Here is a 22,538-nt window from a genome sequence, read left to right on the forward strand (position 1 = left end):
CGAGTAAGACAAGTATAAGAATAAAAGAGCCTGCACATACAAGGCGCGGGACATAGATAAGGATGTGAAAACATGGAGCATTTAGACCAGTCAAAGATAAGAAATTTCTGTATAATAGCGCATATAGATCACGGTAAATCAACACTTGCCGACAGGATCATAGAGAAGACCGGAACTCTGACCAGCAGGGAGATGCAGAATCAGGTTCTTGACAATATGGATCTTGAGAGGGAGCGTGGAATCACCATCAAGGCACAGTGTGTCAGGATCGTGTACAATGCCAATGATGGACAGGAGTACATATTCAATCTCATAGACACTCCGGGACATGTGGATTTCAATTATGAGGTATCTCGAAGTCTGGCAGCCTGTGAGGGAGCCATACTTGTGGTTGATGCCGCACAGGGCATAGAGGCGCAGACCCTGGCGAATGTATACTTGGCGCTGGATCATGACCTTGATGTCATGCCGGTCATCAACAAGATAGACCTTCCGTCAGCAGATCCGGAGAGGGTCGTGAACGAGATCGAGGATGTCATTGGAATAGAGGCACAGGATGCCCCAAGGATATCGGCAAAGAATGGAATTAATATAGAAGAAGTGCTTGAACAGATCGTGAAGAAGGTGCCGGCACCGCACGGTGACCCTGAGGCTCCACTCAAGGCACTTATATTCGACAGTCTGTATGACTCCTACAAGGGAGTTATCATATTCTGCCGATTATTTGACGGCTGCGTGAAGAAGGGAACCACCATAAGGATGATGGCCACCGGAGCTGAGGCTGAGGTGGTTGAGGTCGGAATATTCGGAGCGGGAAGATTTGTACCATGTGATGAGCTGTCAGCCGGTATGGTTGGTTACATAACAGCCAGCCTTAAGAATGTACAGGATACCACAGTTGGAGATACAGTCACACAGGCGGACAGGCCATGTGACGAGGCACTTCCTGGATACAAGAAGGCACAGCCTATGGTATACTGCGGACTCTATCCTGCGGATGGAGCAAAGTATCCGGATCTCAGGGATGCCCTTGAGAAACTTCAGTTAAATGATGCGGCGCTCAGCTTTGAGCCGGAGACATCCATAGCACTGGGCTTTGGTTTCCGATGTGGTTTCCTTGGACTGCTTCACCTTGAGATAGTTCAGGAGCGACTGGAGAGGGAGTTCAATCTTGATCTGGTAACCACAGCGCCAGGCGTTGTATATAAGGTACATACCACAGATGGAAATGTGATAGAGCTCACCAATCCGTCGAATCTGCCGGATCCATCCACCATAGAGTACATGGAGGAGCCATTTGTCGATGCGGAGATCATGGTCACAACAGAGTATGTGGGTGCCATCATGCAGCTCTGCCAGGAGAGACGAGGCGTGTACAAGAGCATGGAGTACATGGAGGAGACAAGAGCGCTTCTCAAGTACGACCTCCCACTGAACGAGATCATATACGATTTCTTTGATGCACTTAAGTCGCGTTCAAGGGGCTATGCCTCATTTGACTATGAGATGAAGGGCTATGTCCGCTCAGAGCTTGTGAAGCTGGACATCCTTATCAATAAGGAAGAGGTCGATGCACTCTCATTTATCATACACAAGGATACAGCGTATGAAAGGGGCAGAAAGATGTGCGAGAAGCTCAAGGACGAGATCCCGAGACATCTGTTCGAGATCCCGATCCAGGCGGCCATAGGCGGCAAGGTAATAGCCCGCGAGACAGTCAAGGCCATGAGAAAGGATGTCCTTGCCAAGTGCTACGGCGGAGATATATCCAGAAAGAGAAAGCTCCTTGAAAAGCAGAAGGAAGGAAAGAAGCGAATGAGACAGGTGGGCAATGTGGAGATACCACAGAAGGCATTTATGTCTGTCTTGAAGCTTGATGAGGAATAGAAAAGACCGGGAACACAGTGACACGGTTATATTAAATAAGAAATAATAGAATCGTAGAAAAGCCGTTAATGAGAGCATTCTGACAGGAGCATTCTTAGTAGCGGCTTTTTTCATGCGGTGACGATATTTAAAATAAAAAGGAAGGATACTAATGATAGATATAATAAATACCGAAAATTCAGATCGGGATTTCGGCGATGCAAATAATGACGAAGTTTTAGAGTCATATGAGAAGAAGCCGCTCAGCATATACATACATATCCCATTCTGTGTGAAGAAATGTGCATACTGCGACTTCCTGTCATTTCCGGTGGGGGCAGCCTGCATGTCGGGATATGGAGTGTACCGTGAGAAATACATCGAAGCCCTGTGCGAGGAGCTGAAAAGCTACTCGTATCTGGCGGAGACACACAAGGTCAGGACAATATACATAGGAGGCGGAACCCCATCCATACTGGAGCCGGACGAGATCACACTTGTAATGACGACGGTGAGGAAGCTGTTCGATGTCGCAGAGGATGCGGAGATAAGCATAGAGGTAAATCCGGGCACCCTGACCAGCCGTAAGGCAGCAGAGTATATAGTAAATGGCATAAACAGGATGAGCATAGGCCTTCAGTCCGCACAGAAAAATGAGCTGGAAGCTCTGGGCAGGATACACAATTATGACCAGTTCCTCGCCGCATTTGACATGGCTAGGGAGGCCGGATTTCGCAATATAAATATAGACCTGATGTCAGACATACCGGGACAGACCATGAGGTCATATCTGGACACCCTTGACAAGGTATTAAGGTGTAAGCCGGAGCACATATCGTCCTATAGCCTCATAGTGGAGGACGGAACGCCTCTGGCAGCAGATGAGAACCTGCTGTCACAGATCCCGGATGAGGACGTGGACAGGCAGATGTACGACATAACAAATAAGCTCTTAGGCACCGGCGGCTACCACAGATACGAGATATCCAATTACGCCAAAGCTGGCTACGAGTGCAGACATAACATAGTCTACTGGACCCTCGGGGAATACATAGGAATCGGAATCGGAGCAGCGTCCTTCCTGTACGGCAGACGCTACACCAACACATCCAGTCTGGAAGACTACATAGACGGCATGGCAAGACACAGGGAGCTCATGACATTCGGAGATCACGTCGCAAATTCGGGTAAGGCAAGAGATATAATAGAACACATGCGCAATGTGGAAGAAGAACTTGACGCAGACAGGCTGATGGAGGAATATATGTTCCTCGGCCTGCGTATGATATCCGGTGTGAGTGCAGAAAAATTCAACGACTACTTTGGACACTCCATCTACGACATATACGGCTCCGTCATAGATAAATACAAGTCCACCGGCCACCTCGAAGACGACCACGGACTGATCCGCCTCACAAAAAAAGGCATCGACGTAAGCAACACGATTCTGGCGGACTTCTTAATAGAATAATACTGGCACGACCGTCCTTCAAAACATAAAAAAAACACAAAAACATTCGTTATTTTGTTGACAAAAGGGGGCGGCAGTGTTAGATTATGTTTAGTGGTTAGCACTCGAATATGTTGAGTGCTAATAAGACTAAAAGCAAAAAGGAATGAGAGTATGGAACTTGACGAGAGAAAAGTCAGAATTCTAAAAGCGATCGTTTCGAATTACCTGGAGACTGGAGAGCCCGTTGGATCGAGAACCATTTCCAAGCTGGCCGACATGAATGTCAGCCCGGCTACCATAAGAAATGAGATGTCAGATCTTGAGGATATGGGTTATATATGCCAGCCACATGCATCGGCAGGAAGAGTTCCAACAGATGCAGGTTACAGGTTTTATGTTGACAGCATCATGGCAGACAGGGATGAAGAGAAAGCAGAGGATCAGACAGAGCGAGAGAATCTGCTGAATAGAGTTGATAAGCTCGAGAAGCTTCTCAAGCAGGTGGCAAAGGTGCTTGCGACTAACACTCAGTACGCAACACTGGTTACGATGCCACAGTACAACAACACAGTAAAGTTCATCCAGTTGTCACAGGTTGATGAGACCACATTGCTGGCGGTCATCATGGTTGATGGCAATATAGTCAAGAATAAGCTGATCAAGACGACGTACAGCCTGAAGAATGAAGATATTTTAAAATTTAATATTCTGCTAAATACCTTCCTTCAGGGCGCGGCACTTCAGGATATCAATCTTGAACTTATACAGACCATGAAGGTTCAGGCAGGTGAATATGCAGAGATCCTTGAGACGATATTCCAGGGAATCATGGAGGCGATCCATGAGGCCGATGATCTCAAGGTTTATACCAGTGGAGCAACGAATGTACTCAAGTACCCTGAGCTGGCGAACACGTCATCCGCAGAGAAGCTGCTCGGAACACTGGAAGACATAGAGGACAAAGAAGAATTTGCAAAACATGTGGAGGATGTGATCCAGCAGGACAGCGACATACAGATCCTGATAGGACAGGAGAACAGCGATGAAAACCTGAAGGACTGCTCCCTTGTAACAGCAACATACAAGATGCCGGAGGGTGCAAAAGGAACGATAGGAATAATCGGACCGAAGAGGATGGATTACAAGAAAGTTGTGAGCATGCTCAAGGAACTCACCGGAGAGCTTGATGACATATTTAACAACAATGGATAGACAGATAAGATTATAACGATGAATAGGAGGATATGTAATGGCTGATAGCAATAACAGTACTGCATCCGACAAGAAGGTTAAGACAGAGCAGACAGCAGCCGAGACCATAGTTGGAGATGCTTCAGCAGAGATAAAGGATGGCGTTGAGTCAGAAGTCAAGGTCGATGAGACCGTTGACGTTCCGGAGGAGCAGGCAGAGGCTGCAAAGCCACAGCATGTTGCAAAGGAGAACAGACGTGGAGGCAAGGCTCTCCGTGAGGAGAACGAGAAGCTCAAGGAACGCTGCAAGGATGCAGAGACAAAGTACACAAGACTTCTTGCGGAGTGTGAGAACATCCGCCAGAGAAATGAAAAAGAGTCAGGCAAATTGTACGACATAGGTGCAAAGGGAGTTCTTGAGAAGCTCCTTCCTGTGGTAGACAATTTTGAGAGAGCAATGGCAGCCATTCCTGATGAGGATAAGGACAGACCATTCGAGTCGGGAGTTGCAAATATATATAAGCAGCTTATGACGTCATTGGAAAGCATAGGTGTAAAGCCTATGGATTGCGCCGGGGAACAGTTTGATCCTACATTCCACAATGCAGTGATGCATGTAGAGGATGACAACTACGAAGAGAATGTAATCGTTGAAGAGATGCAGAAGGGTTACATGTACAAGGATCAGGTGCTCAGATTTAGCATGGTAAAGGTAGCAAATTAAACTTCATAAGAAGGACCCACGGAGTGGGAGATTTCTTAATATTGTAAATTTTTTTTCTAGGAGGAAAAGACAATGGGTAAGATTATAGGTATTGACTTAGGTACAACAAATTCATGTGTAGCAGTTATGGAAGGTGGTAAGCCTGTAGTTATAGCTAACTCAGAGGGTATGAGAACAACACCTTCAGTAGTAGGTTTCCTGAAGACAGGAGAGAGAGTAGTAGGTGAGCCTGCAAAGCGTCAGGCAGTTACAAACGCAGATAAGACAATTTCATCTATCAAGCGTCACATGGGATCAGATTACAGAGTAGAGATAGATGGCAAGAAGTATTCACCACAGGAGATTTCAGCAATGATCCTTCAGAAGCTGAAGTCAGATGCAGAGGGATACTTAGGAGAGAAGGTTACAGAGGCAGTTATCACAGTTCCTGCTTACTTCTCAGATGGACAGAGACAGGCAACAAAGGATGCCGGTAAGATCGCAGGTCTTGATGTAAAGCGTATCATCAACGAGCCTACAGCAGCAGCTCTTTCATATGGTCTTGACAACGAGCAGGAGCAGAGAATCATGGTTTACGATTTAGGTGGTGGTACATTCGATGTATCTATCATTGAGATCGGTGAGGGTGTCATCGAGGTTCTTGCAACAGCCGGCGATAACAAGCTCGGTGGTGATGACTTCGATAACGCAATTACACAGTATATGCTTGATGAATTCAAGAAGGCAGAGGGCATCGACCTTTCAGGCGATAAGATGGCTATGCAGAGATTAAAGGAAGCAGCAGAGAAGGCAAAGAAGGAGCTGTCATCAGCTACAACAACCAACATCAACCTTCCTTTCATCACAGCAAACCAGGATGGACCAAAGCATTTCGATATGAACCTTACAAGAGCTAAGTTCGATGAGCTTACAGCAGATCTTGTAGACAGAACAAAGGGCCCTGTTAACACAGCACTTGCTGATGCAGGACTTACAGCAGCAGACCTTGACAAGGTACTTCTTGTCGGTGGTTCAACCCGTATCATAGCAGTACAGGAAGAGGTTAAGAGACTTACAGGTAAGGAGCCATTCAAGGGAATCAACCCTGATGAGTGTGTTGCTATCGGTGCTTGTATCCAGGGTGGTAAGCTTGCCGGAGATGCCGGTGCAGGCGAGATCCTTCTTCTGGATGTTACACCACTTACACTTTCAATCGAGACAATGGGTGGTATAGCTACTCACCTTATCGAGAGAAATACAACAATCCCTACAAAGAAGAGCCAGATCTTCTCAACAGCACAGGATAATCAGGATGCCGTTGATATCAACGTAGTACAGGGTGAGAGACAGTTCGCAAAGGACAACAAGAGTCTTGGCAGATTCAGACTTGATGGTATCGCTCCAGCAAGACGTGGAGTTCCACAGATCGAGGTTACATTCGATATCGATGCAAATGGTATCGTAAATGTATCAGCAAAGGATCTCGGAACAGGAAGAGAGCAGCACATTACTATCACATCAGGAACATCACTTTCAGATGATGATATCGATAGAGCAGTTAAGGAAGCAGCAGAGTACGAGGCTCAGGATAAGAAGCGTAAGGAAGGCATCGAGGCAAGAAATGAGGCAGATGCACTTGCATTCCAGACAGAGAAGGCACTCGGCGAGGTAGGAGATAAGCTTTCAGATTCTGACAAGGCTGGCGTAAAGGCAGATCTTGACTCCTTAAGAGCAGCAATAGACAGCACAGATGCAGAGAATATGAGCGATGCAGATGTAGATAAGATCAAGGCTGCAAAGGATAAGCTGATGGAGAGCGCACAGAACCTGTTCTCAAAGCTCTATGAGCAGAACGGTCCTGGAGCAAACGCAGGAACAGGTGCAGGCACACCTGATTACTCAGATGGCGATGTTGTGGATGGAGATTTCACAGAGGTTTAATATATAGAGGATGAAAGGTAAAGGCTATGGCAGAGACAAAGACCGATTATTATGAAGTCCTTGGTGTAACCAAGGGAGCCTCTGAAGCCGAGATCAAAAGGGCATACCGAGTGGTAGCAAAAAAATACCACCCGGATATGAACCCTGGTGATGAAGAGGCTGCAGAGAAATTCAAAGAAGCAGCTGAAGCTTATTCAGTCCTCAGTGACCCTGAGAAACGTGCAAAGTATGATCAGTTTGGCCATGCAGCATTCGACCAGAACGGCGGCGGTGCCGACGGATTTGGTGGATTTGACTTCGCAGACATGGGAGATATCTTTGGAGATATATTCGGAGATATGTTCGGTGGCGCAAGCCGTCAGAGAAATACAAATGGCCCTATGAAGGGCGCAAACATCAAGACCACCATCAGAGTAGCCTTTGAGGAGGCTATATTCGGAACCCAGAAGGAGCTTGAGCTCCCACTGAAGGATGAGTGTGATGTATGTAAGGGAACCGGTTCACAGCCGGGACACCAGCCGGAGGTCTGCGGCAAGTGCGGCGGTAAGGGCCAGATAGTGACAACACAGCAGTCACTTTTTGGAGTTGTACGTAATGTTCAGACATGTCCTGATTGTAGTGGATCTGGTAAGATCATCAGATACAAGTGCAGCAACTGTGCAGGAACAGGATATGTAAAGAGCAGAAAGAAGATACAGATAGCTATTCCACCAGGAGTAGACAATGGTACTAACATCCGAATCAAAGGAAAGGGTGAGCCTGGTATCAACGGTGGTGAGAGAGGAGATCTTACAGTTACCATACTTGTTGATCGTCATCCAAACTTCCAGAGACAGGAGTACAATCTGTATTCATCAGAGCCTATCACATTTACACAGGCAGCACTTGGTGGAGTTATCAAGATCAACACCATCGAAGGAGAGGTTGATTACACCATACCACCAGGAACACAGACAGATACACGTATAAAGCTGAAGGGCAAAGGAGTACCTAACCTCAAGAACCCAACTCAGCGAGGCGATCACTATGTAACACTTGTTGTACAGGTGCCGGAGAAGCTCACAGAGGAGCAGAAGAAGATCCTAAATCAGTATGAGCAGGCAACACTTGTAGAGACAAGACCTGCAACAGATTCAGCAGGACCATTTACATTTGGCGATCACAAGAGAAGAAAGAAAAAGTAGGTATAAAATATATGAAATGGACGAAGCTCACAATAGATACAACATGTGAAGCTGAAGACCTCATAAGCGCCTTCCTCGAAGAGGAAGGCGTTTTGGGTGTTCAGATAGAAGATAATATTCCCCTCACTGAGGAGGAGATGGAGACGATGTTTGTCGATCTCCTGCCGGATGATATGCCGGAAAATGATGGAACTGCAAAGGTGTCCTGTTTCCTTGACGATACATTTGACGTGCAGGAGATAAAGGATAAGGTGGCTGCAGAGATCAGGAGGCTGTCAGAGTTTCTTCCTGTCGGAACAGGTGAGATAACCGAGAGTGAGACGAAGGAAGAGGACTGGAGAGACAACTGGAAGGCCTACTTCAAGCCATTCAGACTGTATGACAATATCATCATCAAGCCAACCTGGGAGGAAGTGCCGGAGGATGCAACGGATGAGGATATAGTAATTGAGATAGATCCCGGAACAGCATTTGGAACAGGTTCCCATGAGACGACGAGACTGTGCATAGGCCAGCTCAAGAAGTACATGAAGGATGGAGATGAGATACTCGATGCCGGAAGCGGAAGCGGTATCCTGTCATTTGTTTGCAATAAGCTAGGTGCAAAGCATGTTCTCGGTATAGACATAGATCCGATCGCTGTTGATGTGGCGGGAGAGAACAGAGATGTGAACCATATTCCTGCCGAGGCTGTGGAATTCAAGTGCGGAAATGTCCTTGAGGACCAGAAACTGGTAGAGTCAATAGGCGCAAATTATGATATAGTAGTTGCAAATATCCTTGCAGACGTTATAATTCCAATGTCGGCTGTAGTTCAGAAGTTTATGAAGGATGATGGTATTTTTATATCATCGGGCATTATAAACATAAAAGAGGATGAGGTCAGACAGGCTCTTCTTGACAATAACTTTGATATCGTAGATACTGTCTACATGAATGACTGGGTAAGCTTTGTCGCAAAAAAGCATGTATGAACCAGCGTGTGAGAGGAAATAATCAAATATGAACAGATTCTTTGTAGACGTAGATGGCAGAGATATAGGAACAGATATAAGCATAACAGGCGGAGACGTTAACCATATAAAGAACGTTCTCCGCCTTAAAGTGGGTCAGGAGATAACTGTCAGTAACGGCAGAGGAAGAGATTATACGTGCAGTATATCGGAGCTTGGCAGAGACGAGGTTCTGTGCCACGTCGAGGATGTGAATGATAACTTTGCAGAGCTTCCGGTGGAGGTTACCCTGTTTCAGGGATATCCAAAGTCGGATAAGATGGATCTTATAGTACAGAAGATGGTGGAGCTCGGTGTCTGCCGGATAGTTCCGGTATTCACTGCGCGCACCATAGTGAAGCTTGATGCAAAGAAGGCTGCAAAGAAGACTGAGAGATGCCGGATCATAGCGGAGTCTGCTGCAAAACAGTCCGGAAGGGGAATCGTCCCTGAGATCACGGAGCCGGTAACATTTGCACAGGCGATAGAGATGGCGAAGACTCTTGATATGAATATAATTCCATATGAGGAGGCGGAGGGACTTGCAAAGTCCAGACAGATCATCGCTGATGTGACAGCACCGTCCTCTGCCCGCAGAAGTCTGGGGGTATTCATAGGCCCGGAGGGTGGCTTTGCCAGGGAAGAAGTGGAACAGGCAATGGCGGCCGGGGCGGAATGTATAACTCTTGGACACAGGATACTGCGCACTGAGACGGCCGGACTGGCGGTTATGTCGATCATCATGTTCAGTGCCGACAGGGACAATTAGAACAATATTGTAAAGATTAGTGAAAGAAAGAAGCTTGAAGCCGGACGTATATCGGTTTCGGAATGGTGGAAGACAACATGGAAGCATATTTTGACAATTCAGCGACCACCCCGGTTTATCCGGAGGTGAGAGATCTTGTGGTAAAGTTAATGGAACAGGACTATGGCAATCCGTCATCACTGCACCAGAAGGGTGTGGATGCGGCCAGATACGTGAGCGATGCCAGGGATAAGATAGCCAGGCTGCTCAAGGTTCAGGCGAAGGAGATCGTGTTCACATCGGGAGGAACAGAATCCAACAACATGGCTCTGATAGGAGGAGCGCTTGCCAACAGGAGAGCGGGCAACAAGATCATCACAACTGTAGTCGAGCATGCGTCAGTCGGCAGTCCGCTGACATTCCTTGAGGATATGGGCTTTGATGTTGTTAGGATCCCGACCGGAAGTGATGGCGTGGTAGATGTTGACCGGTTGGTAGATGAGGTCGACGACGACACGATCATAGTGTCAGTCATGTACGTCAACAATGAGATAGGAGCTGTCATGCCGGTGGAAGACATTGCCAGACGTATAAAGGAGAAGAATCCGAGTGTACTCTTCCATGTGGATGCCATACAGGCATTTGGCAAATATGTGATATACCCGAAGCGTATGGGAATAGACATGATGTCTATAAGCAGCCATAAATTCCACGGACCAAAGGGCGTTGGAGCACTGTTCATAAAGGACAGAGTCAAGGTCAAGCCTGTGATATACGGTGGAGGCCAGCAGGGCGGAATGCGGTCAGGAACAGAGAATGTACCGGGAATAGCCGGAATGGCACTGGCTGCCGAGATGACCTACAGAGATCTCGATGCAAATGTAGCGCACATGAGAGAACTCAAGGAACATCTTATAGATGAACTCACACAGATAGACGATGTGTACAGTAATTCCGGGGATGCGCCCCATATAGCCAGCATAACCTTCAAGGGAGTGCGAAGTGAGGTCATGCTTCATGCTCTGGAAGAGAAGGGCATATATGTCTCATCCGGTTCAGCATGTTCGTCGAATAAACATTCCACAAGCAGCACGCTGAAGGCCATAGGTCTGCCACCTGAGAAGCTTGAGTCCACACTGAGATTCAGTTTTTCACCGGAGAATACAATGGAACAGATAGATTATGCAGTCGAGTGCTGCAAGGAACTTTTACCGATACTCAGAAGATATGTGAGGAAGAAATAGGAGGAAATATGCAGTACAAGGCATTTATGATAAAGTATGCCGAGATAGGCACAAAGGGAAAGAACAGATATATATTTGAAGACATACTCTGCAAGAACATCAACAGAAAGCTGAAGCCTTACGGAGATTTCTATATCCGCAAGGAGCAGGGAAGAATATTCGTTGAGTGCAAGTCGGATTACGACTATGAGGATGTGGTAAATGCCCTTGGAAAGGTATTTGGTATCGTTGGAATATGCCCTGTTGTGGTTGAGGAGAACACAGAGTTTGAGAACCTCAAGCAGAAGGTAATAGATTATGTTGAAAAGGCATACGACAGAAAGAACTTCACATTCAAGGTGTTCACCAGAAGAAATGACAAGACATATACTATGACTTCCATGGAGGTAAGCGCCGAGCTTGGACATTTCCTCCTTGAGGCGTTCCCTGATCTTACAGTGGATGTGCACTCACCTCAGGAGATAATCAATGTGGAGATCAGAAAGGTAGCATATATCTATTCGATCACCATACCTGGCCCGGGAGGACTGCCGGTTGGAACGAACGGCAGAGGAATGGCACTTCTGTCAGGCGGTATAGACAGCCCTGTTGCGGCATATATGATAGCCAAGAGAGGAGTTGTTGTGGAGGCGGTATACTTCCATGCACCTCCGTTCACAAGCGAGAGAGCAAAGCAGAAGGTTATAGATCTGGCATGTCTTGTGGCCGACTACTCAGGAGCCATCAGACTCCATGTTGTCAACTTTGCCGATGTACAGATGGCAATATACGACAACTGTCCTCATGAGGAGCTCACGATCATCATGAAGAGATACATGATCAAGATAGCGGAGGAGCTGGCTGAGAAGAATGACTGTCAGTGTACGATAACAGGAGAGAGCATAGGCCAGGTTTCAAGCCAGACTGTGTTCAGCCTAAACGTTATCAACCAGGTCAGCACCATGCCGGTGTTCAGACCATGTATAGGTATGGATAAGCAGGAGATAGTAGACATATCAGAGAAGATCGGAACATACGAGACATCTATACTGCCATACGAGGATTGCTGTACGACATTTGTTGCAAAGCATCCGGTTACACATCCGGTTCTCTCTGCGATAGAGAAGTCGGAGGCAAAGCTCACAGGAATCATCGAGCCATTGTACCGCAAGGCTGTAGATACGGCAGAGGTCGTTATGTGTCGCGCAAAGCAGTAAAACAATATAAAACAGTGATAAAAGACAACAAAAAAGAGATGCTTCATAATAAGCATCTCTTTGATTATCAAATCCATATAACATACGGGGCAGAATAAATACTATTCTGCAAGGTATGGCTTCAGAGTAGCCATGATCTCATCGATACCGCTCTCTGCATGAATGTTAAGTTCGATAGGCTTTGAGATATCAAGACTGAAAATACCCATGATTGACTTTGCATCAATTACGTAACGTCCTGATACGAGGTCGAATTCTGCGTCAAATTTCGCAATGTCATTGCAAAAGCTCTTGACCTTATCGATTGAGTTTAAAGAAATCTTAACTGCTGTCATAAATAGTCCTCCTAACCCTTGTAAGTTTTTTATGTACTGTCATTATTATATTTTTATAGAATACAAAAGTCAATATAAGGAGTGTAAAATACATGCTAAAAGGAATGTCTGTGGCTGCCACAACACTTGGCTGCAAAGTCAATCAGGCGGAGACTGACAGCATGCTCGACATGCTGAAGGCTGCCGGTGCAAATATAGTAGAATTTGACGAAAAAGCAGATATATATATAGTAAATACCTGTTCTGTGACCAATATTGCGGACAAAAAATCAAGGCAGATGCTTCACAGAGCCAGAAAGATGAATCCTGATGGAATAGTGATAGCCGCAGGATGCTATGTGCAGTCAGCCAGAGAGATTCTCGAGCAGGATGAAGCTATAGATATAGTAATAAGCAACAATAAGAAGAAAAGTATCACAGAAATAGTTAATGATTATATTAATGTGAGAAACAATGGAAAAAATGCCCCGGGTAAAGATCATGAAGCCATGGAATACTTCGTGGATATATCCAGAGAGACTGAGTACGAGGAGATGGGCGGCCATGTCCCTGTGGGACACACAAGGGCATATGTCAAGATCCAGGACGGCTGCAATCAGTTCTGCTCATACTGCATAATCCCGTATGTAAGAGGAAGGATAAGAAGCAGAAGCCAGGAGGCGATCCTTGCAGAAGTATCAGAGCTTGCGGAGGCAGGAATAAAAGAAGTTGTGCTTACCGGTATACACATATCGTCATATGGCAAAGATAAGAATAATGAGGGAGCACTTATAGAGCTTATAGAGGCTATCTCAAAAATCAAAGGAATCAAGAGAATAAGGCTTGGTTCACTTGAGCCGGGGATAATAACAGAGGAGTTTGTGGAGAGAATTTCATCCAATTCGAAAGTATGTCCACACTTCCATCTGAGCCTGCAGAGTGGCTGTGATTCAGTGCTCAAGAGAATGAACAGAAAGTATACTTGCGAGCAATACTTTGAAAAATGTGACATGCTGAGAAAGGCGTATAAGTCCCCTGCGCTCACCACGGATGTGATAGTGGGCTTCCCGGGAGAGACTGAGGAAGAATTTGCAGAGACTGTCAGATATCTGACGGAGCTCAATCTGTATGAGATGCATATATTCAAGTATTCTCCGAGAAAGGGAACAGTCGCTGCCGCCATGAAAGAGCAGGTTGCCCCTGAGATAAAGAATGAGCGAAGCGATGTGCTGCTTAAGCTTGCCCATGACAACAAGACCGCATATGAAGCCCAGTTTGAGGGCTGTGAGCTTGAAGTCCTGGTGGAAGAGGTTGTAAAGAAGGACAATAAGACATATCTCAGAGGACATACGGAGAGATACATGGATATACTCATAGATGTGGGCGACATATCCATGCCGGAGAGTTTTGTGAACAGCTTTGTGTATGTGACATATACCCAAAATGGGGGAAACCTTCCTTTACTTTTGTAGTTTTTTATATTAGAATAGGAATGTTAATTGGCTCATGAGATAATAACAAGATGAGGACGTGATTTGATGAATAACGAAAGTACACAGAATATTGTTCCAATCAAGGACGCGACAGTGGACGTACGCGAGATAATTGGAGAAGTATACGATGCACTTACCGAGAAAGGATATAATCCGGTAAGCCAGGTTGTTGGGTACATAATGAGCGGTGACCCGACATATATCACAAGCTACAAGAACGCGCGAAGCCTGATCATGAAGGTGGAGAGAGACGAGATCATTGAGGTTTTACTTGAGGACTACATCAAGAATAACCTCGTGTAAAGGAAAAGAATAGTATGAGAATATTGGGACTTGACTATGGAACCAAGACGGTGGGAGTTGCCGTGAGCGATCCGCTCAAGATGACTGCCCAGCCGCTGGAGACGATAGAGAGAAAGTCGGCGAACAAGCTGAGACAGACACTTGCCCGCATAGAGGCCATACTTGAAGAGTATGGAGCGGCAGGAGAGCGCGACCGCATAGAGCTGATAGTGCTTGGCTACCCGAAGAACATGAACAATTCAGAGGGAGACAGATGCGAGGCCACCCAGGCATTCAAGGAGGATCTTGAGCGCAGAACAGGACTTGAGGTTGTTCTGTGGGATGAGCGCCTTACCACTGTGGAGGCAGAGCGGATCCTTATGGACAGCGGAGTGAGAAGAGAGAACAGGAAGACGTACATAGACAAGATGGCGGCTGCGGTCATACTGCAGAACTATCTTGATGCGAAGTGCAGCAGTCTGTGATAGACACAGACCTTCTGCCTTTGTTTTGTGTACGCCTGAAGAAGTATTAAGAGGTTTATATGGCAGAGAACAGGAAGACGGACAACAGTATCATATTTGAAGCAGAAGATGGAACAGAAGTGGAATTCTCGGTTGTGGAGCAGACCACACTTGGCGGCGTGAATTATCTGTTCGTTATAGACAAGGCGGATGATGAATCATTCCTTATCCTTCGCGAGAACAACGGAGCTGATACGGAAGAGATGGCAGCATACGATATTGTGGAAGATGAAAATGAATTAGAGGCGGTCATCAAGATATTTGACGAACTGCTTGAGGACGTAAATTTGGAGGTATAAGAAAATTGAATAAGAATAATAAAGAGACAGTGAAGATCATTCCTTTGGGCGGTCTGGAACAGATTGGAATGAATATCACTGCGATAGAGTATGAGGACTCTATCATAGTCATTGACTGCGGACTGGCATTCCCTGAGGACGACATGTTAGGAATCGATCTGGTAATTCCTGATGTCACCTATCTCAAGGAAAACGCGGACAAGGTCAGGGGACTCGTGGTTACCCATGGACATGAGGATCACATAGGAGCCATACCGTACATTGAGAAAGAATTAAACATGCCGATCTATGCGACCAAGCTGACCATGGGTCTTATAGAGAACAAACTGAAGGAACACAACCTTATGAACAACACCAGAAGAAAGGTTGTAAAGTATGGTCAGAATATAAATCTTGGGGCATTTAGAGTGGAATTCATCAGAACAAACCACTCCATAGCAGATTCGGCGGCCCTTGCCATATACACACCGGCCGGACTTATTGTCCACACCGGAGATTTCAAGATAGACTACACACCGGTATTTGGTGGAACCATAGATCTTCAGAGATTTGCTGAGCTCGGCAAGAAGGGTGTGCTTGCACTCATGGCTGACTCGACAAATGCTGAGAAGGAGGGCTTCACACAGTCAGAGAAGACAGTGGGAAGAACATTTGACAACCTGTTCAACGACAACAAGGATCACAGGATCATCATAGCGACATTTGCATCCAACGTTGACAGAGTACAGCAGATCATCAATTCAGCTTACAAGTATGGCAGAAAGGCTGTCATAGAGGGACGAAGCATGGTGAACATCATCACCACGGCGTCCGAGCTTGGATATATCAACATACCGGATAACACACTCATAGATATAAGCGAGATGAAGAACTACCCGGATGAGAAGGTTGTTCTCATCACCACGGGAAGTCAGGGAGAGAACATGGCTGCGCTGTCACGTATAGCTGCATCCATACACAATAAAGTAGCCATAAAGCCTGGTGATGTGGTCATTTTCAGCTCACATCCTATACCGGGAAATGAAAAGGCGGTATTCAAGGTTATAAATGAGCTCGAGGCGAAGGGTGCACACGTTATATTTGAGGATACACACGTATCCGGCCATGCCTGCCGTGAGGAGCTCAAGCTTATATATGCGCTCACAAGACCGAAATATGCAATACCTGTCCACGGTGAGTATAGACACCTCAAGAGACATGCAGAGCTTGCAGTTGAGATGGGAATCCCTAAGGAGAATGTCAAGATCATGACCACAGGCGATGTTCTTGAGATCGGTGAGGAGAAGTTCGACGTTGTCGGCAAGGTTCCTGCACAGGGAGTATTTGTGGATGGACTTGGAGTTGGAGATGTTGGAAATATCGTCCTCAGAGACAGACAGCTTCTGTCACAGAATGGCCTAATAATCATAGTTGTGACCCTGGACAGATACAGCAACCAGCTTGTTGCAGGGCCGGATATAGTGTCAAGAGGCTTCGTGTACGTCAGGGAGTCTGAGACACTTATGGAAGACTGCAGGATCACATGTCAGGAGGCTCTCGACAGATGCCTGAGCCGCGGCGTGACAGACTGGGGTAAGATCAAATCCGTGATAAAGGATGACATGGGAGAGTTCCTCTGGAAGAGGACAAAGAGAAGCCCTATGATCCTTCCTATAATCACAGAGGTGTAGAAGGGTGAGAAAATGACAGATACATTGGAACTTAGCAGACAATTGAATGCGTGCATCAAGGATTCTGATGTCTACAAGAATTATCAGTATTGCAAGGATAAACTTAGACAGAAACCAGAAAAACTTCAGCAGCTCATGGAATTTCGTAAGAAAAATTATGAAATACAGAATAACGAAATGCTTGACAATCCATATGATGAAGTTAATAATCTATTCATGGAATATGACTCCATAGTCCATGATACTATAGTCAATGACTTTATCAGGGCGGAGCAGAAGCTGGTGAGAATGATGAAACTTGTATATGAACAGATAGCGGACGATCTTGATTTCGATATCATAGATGAGGACGCCCGGTGATTCGCGCTGGCTGAGATGTATTTGTGAACAAGGAGAATAACGATTATGGCTTTAGATAGTGCTAGAAGTATGAAGAAGATTCTGAGATTCCTTTTTGGACTATTCATCAATGTATGTATTTTATTTATATTGGTAAAGGCTTTCTCATACTCGTATGATTTTGCGTATCAGGTGTTTGCCACAAGGGCTGCGGATCCGGGCAGCAACCGTAAGGCAACTATACAGATAACTCAGGACGAGCCGCTTCTTGATGTGGCGGATTCCCTTAAGACGGCGGAGGTCATCAAGGACAAATACGCTTTTATACTGAAGGTCAGAATAGGCGGATATGCAGATGATATCCAGCCTGGTACATATCAGATAGCACCGAGCGATACAAATCAGGAGATAATAGAGATCATAACGGGAAATGGCAAGAGTTCCTCGGGGGATAGCAGCGGAGACAGCAGTGATGACTCCTCCGGTGAGGACAGTGCCGAGGAATAGACAGAGAGGATAATTATGGTATGTGATGAAAGACTTGCGTCATTTATCAATTCCTTCAATACAGACTACGATGAGGTTGTGACCTCGATCAGAAGAGAGGCAGAAGAGAACAGGGTACCTATCATAAGACGAGAGGCCGGAGAGTTCATCAAGATGTTGATTCTTATGAACAGGCCGAAGAAGATTCTTGAGATAGGTTCAGCCGTTGGCTTTTCTGCCATTTTTATGAGTAGATTTCTGGATGATGACGCACATATAACAACTATAGAGAATTATCAGCCGAGAATAGAAGAGGCGAAGAAGAATATAGTCAGAGCCGGGGCTTCAGACAAGATTACTCTGCTTGAGGGCGATGCACTGGAGATATTACCGGGTATGACAGAAAACTATGATATGGTGTTCATGGATGCAGCTAAGGGTCAGTATGGCAATTTTTTCACGGAGGCTATACGGCTGCTAGCTCCGAAGGGGGTATTGCTCTGCGACAACGTGCTTCAGGACGGAGATGTCCTTGAGAGCAGATTTGCAGTTACCAGAAGAAACAGAACGATACATTCAAGGATGAGAGAATACCTGTACGAGCTCACCCACAATGAACATTTGGAGACGGCCATACTCAATATAGGGGATGGAATGAGCCTTAGTATCAGGAAATAAACGAAAAATGGTTGGAGGAAACGATATGAGAGATAAGAAACCAGAGCTTCTTGTCCCGGCGGGCGGACTGGACACGCTCAAGGTGGCCGTGGACTATGGAGCTGACGCAGTGTATATAGGCGGACAGGCATTTGGCCTCAGAGCGAAAGCAGACAACTTTTCCATAGAAGAGATGAAACAGGGCGTGGAATATGCCCATGCACATAATGCTAAGGTGTATGTGACAGCCAATATATTTGCACACAACTATGATCTGGATGGAATAAGAGCTTATTTTGGCGAGCTGAAAGATACAGGTGTGGACGCTGTTCTTGTATCCGATCCGGGTGTGTTTACCATAGCTCGGGAGACTATGCCGGATATGGAATTACACATAAGCACACAGGCTAACAACACGAACTACATGACATACAAGTTCTGGTATGACCACGGCATAAAGCGGGTTGTGTCTGCCAGAGAACTGTCCCTTGCGGAGATATCACAGATAAGAGCAAACATACCGGACGATATGGAGATAGAGTCATTTATCCATGGCGCTATGTGCATATCATATTCAGGAAGATGCCTTCTCAGCAACTACTTCACAGGCAGGGATGCGAATCATGGTGCGTGCACCCATCCGTGCAGATGGAAGTATTCCATCGTCGAGGAGACCAGACCGGGAGAGTATATGACTGTCAACGAGGACGACAGAGGAACATATATATTTAACTCCAAGGATCTGTGCATGATAGAGTACATCCCGGAGATGATGGAAGCCGGAATAGACAGCTTCAAGATAGAGGGACGTATGAAGACGGCTCTGTATGTGGCGACCGTTGCCAGAACCTACAGAAAAGCCATAGATGATTATATGGAGTCAGAAGAGAAGTACAGAGCAAACATGGAATACTACAAGAGAGAGATAGCCAAATGCACATACAGGCAGTTCACAACGGGATTTTATTTCGGGAAGACAGACTCAGAATCACAGATATATGATAGCAACACATATGTAAAAAACTATACGTATATTGGAACTGTGAGAGAGGTTACCCCGGATGGCTGTGTATGCTTTGAGCAGAAGAATAAGTTCCTGGTGGGAGAGAAGCTTGAAGCCATGGGCTTTGATGGAACAAATATAGAGTGCGAGGTTCAGGCGATATACGACGAGAAAGAAAACAGCATGGACTCTGCGCCACATCCAAAGCAGAAATTGAGGGTGAAGCTTGATAAGGAGCTTGAGACCGGTATTATACTGAGAAGAAAAGAGTGATCATAAGGATGTCTGGATGTCAATCCAGGCATCCTCTTAATTTGCCAAGAGCCTTTTTCTCTATGCGCGATACATATGACCTGGAGATTCCGAGCATCCTGGCTACCTCCTTTTGGGTGAGAGGTGACTGCCCGTCAAGACCGTAGCGCATACATATGATCTCCCTCTCCCTGGATGAGAGGAGCGATGATATGCAGGAGGGAAGCAGGCACAGGTGGTCGTCCTGTATCATTTTGTCCAGAACGTTGACGTTCTCCGAACCTATGATGTCAAGGATGACGATCTCGTTACCCTCTTTATCAGTGCCGATGGGATCGTAGATCGAGACCTCACGCGCCTTCTTCTTCTCGTGGCGGAGAGTCATGAGAAGCTCGTTTTCGATACATTTGGCGGCATAACCTGACAGCTTACAGCCTTTGTCGGGCTTGTAGCTGTCTATGGCTTTGATGAGACCTATCGTGCCTATGGACAGAAGATCCTCGGGATCCCTCACGGCGGAATTGTACTTTCTGGATATGTGGGCGACCAGACGGAGATTGTACTCTATCAGAATGCTGCGGGCAGCCTTGTCGCCGGACAGGCACAGCGCAATATATTTTTTCTCTTCTTCGGGAGTTAGTGGGTTTTTAAACGCTTCCATATATGAACTGCTCCCGTAAATTGATTGTACCGGCTGTACATTTGCTGGACGGGCTATTTTACAATTAGTACAGTCAGCTTGCTTATATAATATGTTTATTGTGCAGAAATAGTGCCTATCCACCCTGTAAAAAAGCAAAAATCCGATAAAAGTGCAAAAAAATGTATCTAAATATGTACAAAATGTTTAAAATGTGAAAATACTGTGATATAATACGCTTTAGGTATTTGGATAATTCTGCCTGTGCGTAGAATTGCGAGAGACGTGAGGAGGGTATTTAGAGAATGCGATTAAGCGTGGGACGTAAGAAGATCAGAATTGGAGATGTCCTTGTAGCAGCGGGGGCTATCACGGAGGAACAGCTTCAGGAAGGACTTGCAAAGCAGAAGGAGACCGGCAGAAAGCTTGGTAACGCCCTGGTTGATCTGGGATTTATAAGTAACGACATGCTGATTACGGTACTTACAACCCAGTTGGGAATTGACTACATAGAGCTCAAGGGAGCTAAGATCGAGGAGAAGGTTATACACATGGTGCCTGAGAACATGGTCACCAAGTATCAGGCCATACCTATAGAGATAGATCCTGATAACCCGAACATCCTCAAGGTAGCCATGGCAGATCCAATGGATATCATGGCCATGGACGATATTGGTCTTGTGACAAATCTTCAGGTAGAGCCGATGCTCGCATCTGAGGAGGGAATCAGGAATGCCATAGACAAGTATTACGGAAGCGCTCAGGCTATGGAGGCTGCTGAGGCCTACAGACAGGAGCAGCAGAATGTGCTCGGCGGAGGCGACGAGGAAGAGGGCAACGAAGAAATCGATAATTCCCCTATCGTACTTCTGGTTAAGCAGATCATCGAAGGCGGAGTAAGACAGAGAGCGTCAGATATACATATAGAGGCTCTGGAGAACAGCGTCAGAGTCAGATACAGAATAGATGGTGCACTTAAGCAGGTTATGTCATACGACCTCAGCATACTGGCAGGTATCACAGCCCGTATCAAGATCATAGGCGGTATGGATATAGCAGAGAAGAGAAAACCACAGGATGGTCGTATCACCATCATGGTTGACAGAAGAGAGTTTGATGTCCGTGTTTCTATCCTTCCAACAGTTTTCGGAGAGAAGACGGTTATGAGACTTACATCCAAGGACGGTCTGACAAAACCGAAGAGTGCCCTTGGTTTCGATGCAGAGCAGGAGAAGGTTTTCGATAATATCCTCAGCAACCCACATGGTATCATCCTTGTAACGGGACCTACAGGATCAGGAAAATCAACTACACTGTACACATCACTCAGTGAGCTTAACACAGAGGATGTTAATATCATCACCGTTGAGGACCCTGTCGAGGCGAACATCAACGGTATCAATCAGGTGCAGGTTAATAACAAAGCGGACATGACTTTCGCGGCAGCCCTCAGATCTATCCTTCGTCAGGATCCGGATATCATCATGATAGGAGAGATCCGAGACGGTGAGACAGCAGGAATCGCCGTACAGGCCGCTATCACAGGACATTTGGTTGTATCGACACTGCATACTAACTCAGCGGCTTCGACCATCACCCGTCTTATCGATATGGGTATTGAGTCATACATCGCCGGTGATGCTGTTGTTGGAGTTATTGCACAGAGACTTGTGCGAAGACTTTGTACCACATGTAAGCAGCCAAGACTTGTGGAGGATGATGAGAGAGTTCAGCTCGGTGTTCCGGCTGACGAGGAGGATGTCATCATCTACGAGCCACAGGGATGCCCACTGTGTAACGACACAGGCTATTCAGGACGAATCGGTGTATACGAGATGATGCCTGTATCAAGAGAGCTTCAGGCTGTTATCGCTTCCGGAGCTACAGCGGATGTCATTGAGAAGCAGGCCCTCAAGGAAGGAATGCTCACACTGAAGATGGGAGCTGCCAAGCACGTTCTTGATGGTATCACATCCATAGCAGAGATGAACAAGATTGTTCACAGTACAGTGACCGTGGCCGAGGGAGTGGACATGGGAGAGCTGTAAGATATAAGAGATA

The 22,538-nt window shown here is 46.2% G+C and carries 22 protein-coding genes; 20 read left to right on the plus strand and 2 right to left on the minus strand.

From position 1 onward, the window contains the following. Positions 1-72 precede the first annotated feature (72 nt). The 10 genes from lepA to thiI all read left to right on the plus strand — a co-directional run bounded on the left by lepA (position 73) and on the right by thiI (position 12,518). The gene (lepA, locus tag GT575_RS06005) at positions 73-1,887 is read left to right on the plus strand and encodes a translation elongation factor 4 (protein WP_022217229.1); all 1,815 of its coding nucleotides are present in this window, start codon (positions 73-75) and stop codon (positions 1,885-1,887) included. A 151-nt stretch (positions 1,888-2,038) separates the two neighbouring features. Continuing rightward, positions 2,039-3,337 (plus strand): radical SAM family heme chaperone HemW, encoded by a 1,299-nt coding sequence (gene hemW, locus GT575_RS06010; RefSeq protein WP_161171705.1) that lies wholly within the window; start codon positions 2,039-2,041, stop codon positions 3,335-3,337. 153 nt (positions 3,338-3,490) lie between these two features. Then, a complete protein-coding gene (gene hrcA / locus GT575_RS06015) occupies positions 3,491-4,531 on the plus strand; it encodes a heat-inducible transcriptional repressor HrcA (RefSeq protein ID WP_118016685.1) in 1,041 nt (346 codons plus the stop codon). A 37-nt stretch (positions 4,532-4,568) separates the two neighbouring features. Then, entirely contained in the window at positions 4,569-5,234 is a 666-nt protein-coding gene (grpE, locus tag GT575_RS06020) for a nucleotide exchange factor GrpE (RefSeq protein WP_015533136.1), read from the plus strand. A gap of 72 nt (positions 5,235-5,306) precedes the next feature. Next, complete coding sequence (gene dnaK / locus GT575_RS06025; protein WP_015533135.1) at positions 5,307-7,154, plus strand: molecular chaperone DnaK; 1,848 nt, start codon at positions 5,307-5,309, stop codon at positions 7,152-7,154. Positions 7,155-7,180: 26 nt separating this feature from the next. Beyond that, positions 7,181-8,338 (plus strand): molecular chaperone DnaJ, encoded by a 1,158-nt coding sequence (gene dnaJ / locus GT575_RS06030; protein WP_022217232.1) that lies wholly within the window; start codon positions 7,181-7,183, stop codon positions 8,336-8,338. A gap of 11 nt (positions 8,339-8,349) precedes the next feature. Beyond that, positions 8,350-9,312: a 50S ribosomal protein L11 methyltransferase gene (prmA, locus tag GT575_RS06035; protein ID WP_015533134.1), complete on the plus strand. Its 963-nt coding sequence runs from the start codon at positions 8,350-8,352 to the stop codon at positions 9,310-9,312. Between the two features lie 28 nt (positions 9,313-9,340). After that, positions 9,341-10,099 carry a 16S rRNA (uracil(1498)-N(3))-methyltransferase gene (locus GT575_RS06040; protein ID WP_015533133.1) on the plus strand — a complete coding sequence of 253 codons (759 nt, stop codon included), beginning with the start codon at positions 9,341-9,343 and terminating at the stop codon, positions 10,097-10,099. 77 nt (positions 10,100-10,176) lie between these two features. Beyond that, a complete protein-coding gene (locus tag GT575_RS06045; RefSeq protein ID WP_118649244.1) occupies positions 10,177-11,322 on the plus strand; it encodes a cysteine desulfurase family protein in 1,146 nt (381 codons plus the stop codon). A gap of 8 nt (positions 11,323-11,330) precedes the next feature. Beyond that, positions 11,331-12,518, plus strand: coding sequence for a tRNA uracil 4-sulfurtransferase ThiI (gene thiI, locus GT575_RS06050; protein WP_161171706.1), 1,188 nt, complete (start codon positions 11,331-11,333; stop codon positions 12,516-12,518). Positions 12,519-12,619: 101 nt separating this feature from the next. Here the strand turns inward: thiI and GT575_RS06055 are convergent, their stop codons facing one another. Continuing rightward, complete coding sequence (locus GT575_RS06055) at positions 12,620-12,853, minus strand: HPr family phosphocarrier protein (protein WP_015533130.1); 234 nt, start codon at positions 12,851-12,853, stop codon at positions 12,620-12,622. Between the two features lie 92 nt (positions 12,854-12,945). On the opposite strand from GT575_RS06055, the gene mtaB reads away from it, so the two are divergent. The 9 genes from mtaB to GT575_RS06100 all read left to right on the plus strand — a co-directional run bounded on the left by mtaB (position 12,946) and on the right by GT575_RS06100 (position 19,858). Further along, entirely contained in the window at positions 12,946-14,304 is a 1,359-nt protein-coding gene (gene mtaB / locus GT575_RS06060; protein ID WP_161171707.1) for a tRNA (N(6)-L-threonylcarbamoyladenosine(37)-C(2))-methylthiotransferase MtaB, read from the plus strand. 66 nt (positions 14,305-14,370) lie between these two features. After that, complete coding sequence (locus GT575_RS06065; protein ID WP_022217238.1) at positions 14,371-14,628, plus strand: IreB family regulatory phosphoprotein; 258 nt, start codon at positions 14,371-14,373, stop codon at positions 14,626-14,628. A gap of 14 nt (positions 14,629-14,642) precedes the next feature. Further along, a complete protein-coding gene (gene ruvX, locus GT575_RS06070) occupies positions 14,643-15,092 on the plus strand; it encodes a Holliday junction resolvase RuvX (RefSeq protein ID WP_015533127.1) in 450 nt (149 codons plus the stop codon). A gap of 59 nt (positions 15,093-15,151) precedes the next feature. Further along, positions 15,152-15,430, plus strand: coding sequence for a DUF1292 domain-containing protein (locus GT575_RS06075; protein ID WP_015533126.1), 279 nt, complete (start codon positions 15,152-15,154; stop codon positions 15,428-15,430). A 5-nt stretch (positions 15,431-15,435) separates the two neighbouring features. Continuing rightward, positions 15,436-17,100, plus strand: coding sequence for a ribonuclease J (locus tag GT575_RS06080; RefSeq protein WP_022217240.1), 1,665 nt, complete (start codon positions 15,436-15,438; stop codon positions 17,098-17,100). A 12-nt stretch (positions 17,101-17,112) separates the two neighbouring features. Continuing rightward, positions 17,113-17,460 carry a YlbF family regulator gene (locus GT575_RS06085; protein ID WP_015533125.1) on the plus strand — a complete coding sequence of 116 codons (348 nt, stop codon included), beginning with the start codon at positions 17,113-17,115 and terminating at the stop codon, positions 17,458-17,460. A 45-nt stretch (positions 17,461-17,505) separates the two neighbouring features. Next, positions 17,506-17,946, plus strand: a complete 441-nt coding sequence (locus GT575_RS06090; RefSeq protein ID WP_022217242.1) for an endolytic transglycosylase MltG — start codon at positions 17,506-17,508, stop codon at positions 17,944-17,946. 15 nt (positions 17,947-17,961) lie between these two features. After that, a complete protein-coding gene (locus GT575_RS06095; protein ID WP_015533124.1) occupies positions 17,962-18,603 on the plus strand; it encodes an O-methyltransferase in 642 nt (213 codons plus the stop codon). A gap of 25 nt (positions 18,604-18,628) precedes the next feature. After that, positions 18,629-19,858: a peptidase U32 family protein gene (locus GT575_RS06100; RefSeq protein ID WP_055144916.1), complete on the plus strand. Its 1,230-nt coding sequence runs from the start codon at positions 18,629-18,631 to the stop codon at positions 19,856-19,858. A 19-nt stretch (positions 19,859-19,877) separates the two neighbouring features. Here the strand turns inward: GT575_RS06100 and sigK are convergent, their stop codons facing one another. Then, positions 19,878-20,498 carry an RNA polymerase sporulation sigma factor SigK gene (gene sigK, locus GT575_RS06105; RefSeq protein ID WP_015533122.1) on the minus strand — a complete coding sequence of 207 codons (621 nt, stop codon included), beginning with the start codon at positions 20,496-20,498 and terminating at the stop codon, positions 19,878-19,880. A gap of 284 nt (positions 20,499-20,782) precedes the next feature. Here sigK and GT575_RS06110 point away from each other — a divergent pair, with 284 nt between their 5' ends. Continuing rightward, positions 20,783-22,525 (plus strand): GspE/PulE family protein, encoded by a 1,743-nt coding sequence (locus GT575_RS06110; RefSeq protein WP_015533121.1) that lies wholly within the window; start codon positions 20,783-20,785, stop codon positions 22,523-22,525. The last annotated feature ends 13 nt before the right edge of the window (positions 22,526-22,538 follow it).

This window comes from Coprococcus sp. BIOML-A2 (genome assembly GCF_009875795.1).
Taxonomy (GTDB): Bacteria; Bacillota; Clostridia; order Lachnospirales; family Lachnospiraceae; genus Coprococcus; species Coprococcus aceti.

Bases quoted from the DNA above. Each gene is read 5' to 3' on its own strand.
- GT575_RS06085 (WP_015533125.1), top strand. From the start codon at position 17,113: ATGACAGATACATTGGAACTTAGCAGACAATTGAATGCGTGCATCAAG.
- dnaK (WP_015533135.1), top strand. From the start codon at position 5,307: ATGGGTAAGATTATAGGTATTGACTTAGGTACAACAAATTCATGTGTA.
- ruvX (WP_015533127.1), top strand. From the start codon at position 14,643: ATGAGAATATTGGGACTTGACTATGGAACCAAGACGGTGGGAGTTGCC.
- GT575_RS06110 (WP_015533121.1), top strand. From the start codon at position 20,783: ATGCGATTAAGCGTGGGACGTAAGAAGATCAGAATTGGAGATGTCCTT.
- thiI (WP_161171706.1), top strand. From the start codon at position 11,331: ATGCAGTACAAGGCATTTATGATAAAGTATGCCGAGATAGGCACAAAG.
- GT575_RS06045 (WP_118649244.1), top strand. From the start codon at position 10,177: ATGGAAGCATATTTTGACAATTCAGCGACCACCCCGGTTTATCCGGAG.
- GT575_RS06090 (WP_022217242.1), top strand. From the start codon at position 17,506: ATGGCTTTAGATAGTGCTAGAAGTATGAAGAAGATTCTGAGATTCCTT.
- GT575_RS06065 (WP_022217238.1), top strand. From the start codon at position 14,371: ATGAATAACGAAAGTACACAGAATATTGTTCCAATCAAGGACGCGACA.
- GT575_RS06040 (WP_015533133.1), top strand. From the start codon at position 9,341: ATGAACAGATTCTTTGTAGACGTAGATGGCAGAGATATAGGAACAGAT.
- grpE (WP_015533136.1), top strand. From the start codon at position 4,569: ATGGCTGATAGCAATAACAGTACTGCATCCGACAAGAAGGTTAAGACA.
- GT575_RS06100 (WP_055144916.1), top strand. From the start codon at position 18,629: ATGAGAGATAAGAAACCAGAGCTTCTTGTCCCGGCGGGCGGACTGGAC.
- mtaB (WP_161171707.1), top strand. From the start codon at position 12,946: ATGCTAAAAGGAATGTCTGTGGCTGCCACAACACTTGGCTGCAAAGTC.
- hemW (WP_161171705.1), top strand. From the start codon at position 2,039: ATGATAGATATAATAAATACCGAAAATTCAGATCGGGATTTCGGCGAT.
- dnaJ (WP_022217232.1), top strand. From the start codon at position 7,181: ATGGCAGAGACAAAGACCGATTATTATGAAGTCCTTGGTGTAACCAAG.
- GT575_RS06055 (WP_015533130.1), bottom strand. From the start codon at position 12,853: ATGACAGCAGTTAAGATTTCTTTAAACTCAATCGATAAGGTCAAGAGC.
- sigK (WP_015533122.1), bottom strand. From the start codon at position 20,498: ATGGAAGCGTTTAAAAACCCACTAACTCCCGAAGAAGAGAAAAAATAT.
- GT575_RS06075 (WP_015533126.1), top strand. From the start codon at position 15,152: ATGGCAGAGAACAGGAAGACGGACAACAGTATCATATTTGAAGCAGAA.
- prmA (WP_015533134.1), top strand. From the start codon at position 8,350: ATGAAATGGACGAAGCTCACAATAGATACAACATGTGAAGCTGAAGAC.
- lepA (WP_022217229.1), top strand. From the start codon at position 73: ATGGAGCATTTAGACCAGTCAAAGATAAGAAATTTCTGTATAATAGCG.
- hrcA (WP_118016685.1), top strand. From the start codon at position 3,491: ATGGAACTTGACGAGAGAAAAGTCAGAATTCTAAAAGCGATCGTTTCG.
- GT575_RS06095 (WP_015533124.1), top strand. From the start codon at position 17,962: ATGGTATGTGATGAAAGACTTGCGTCATTTATCAATTCCTTCAATACA.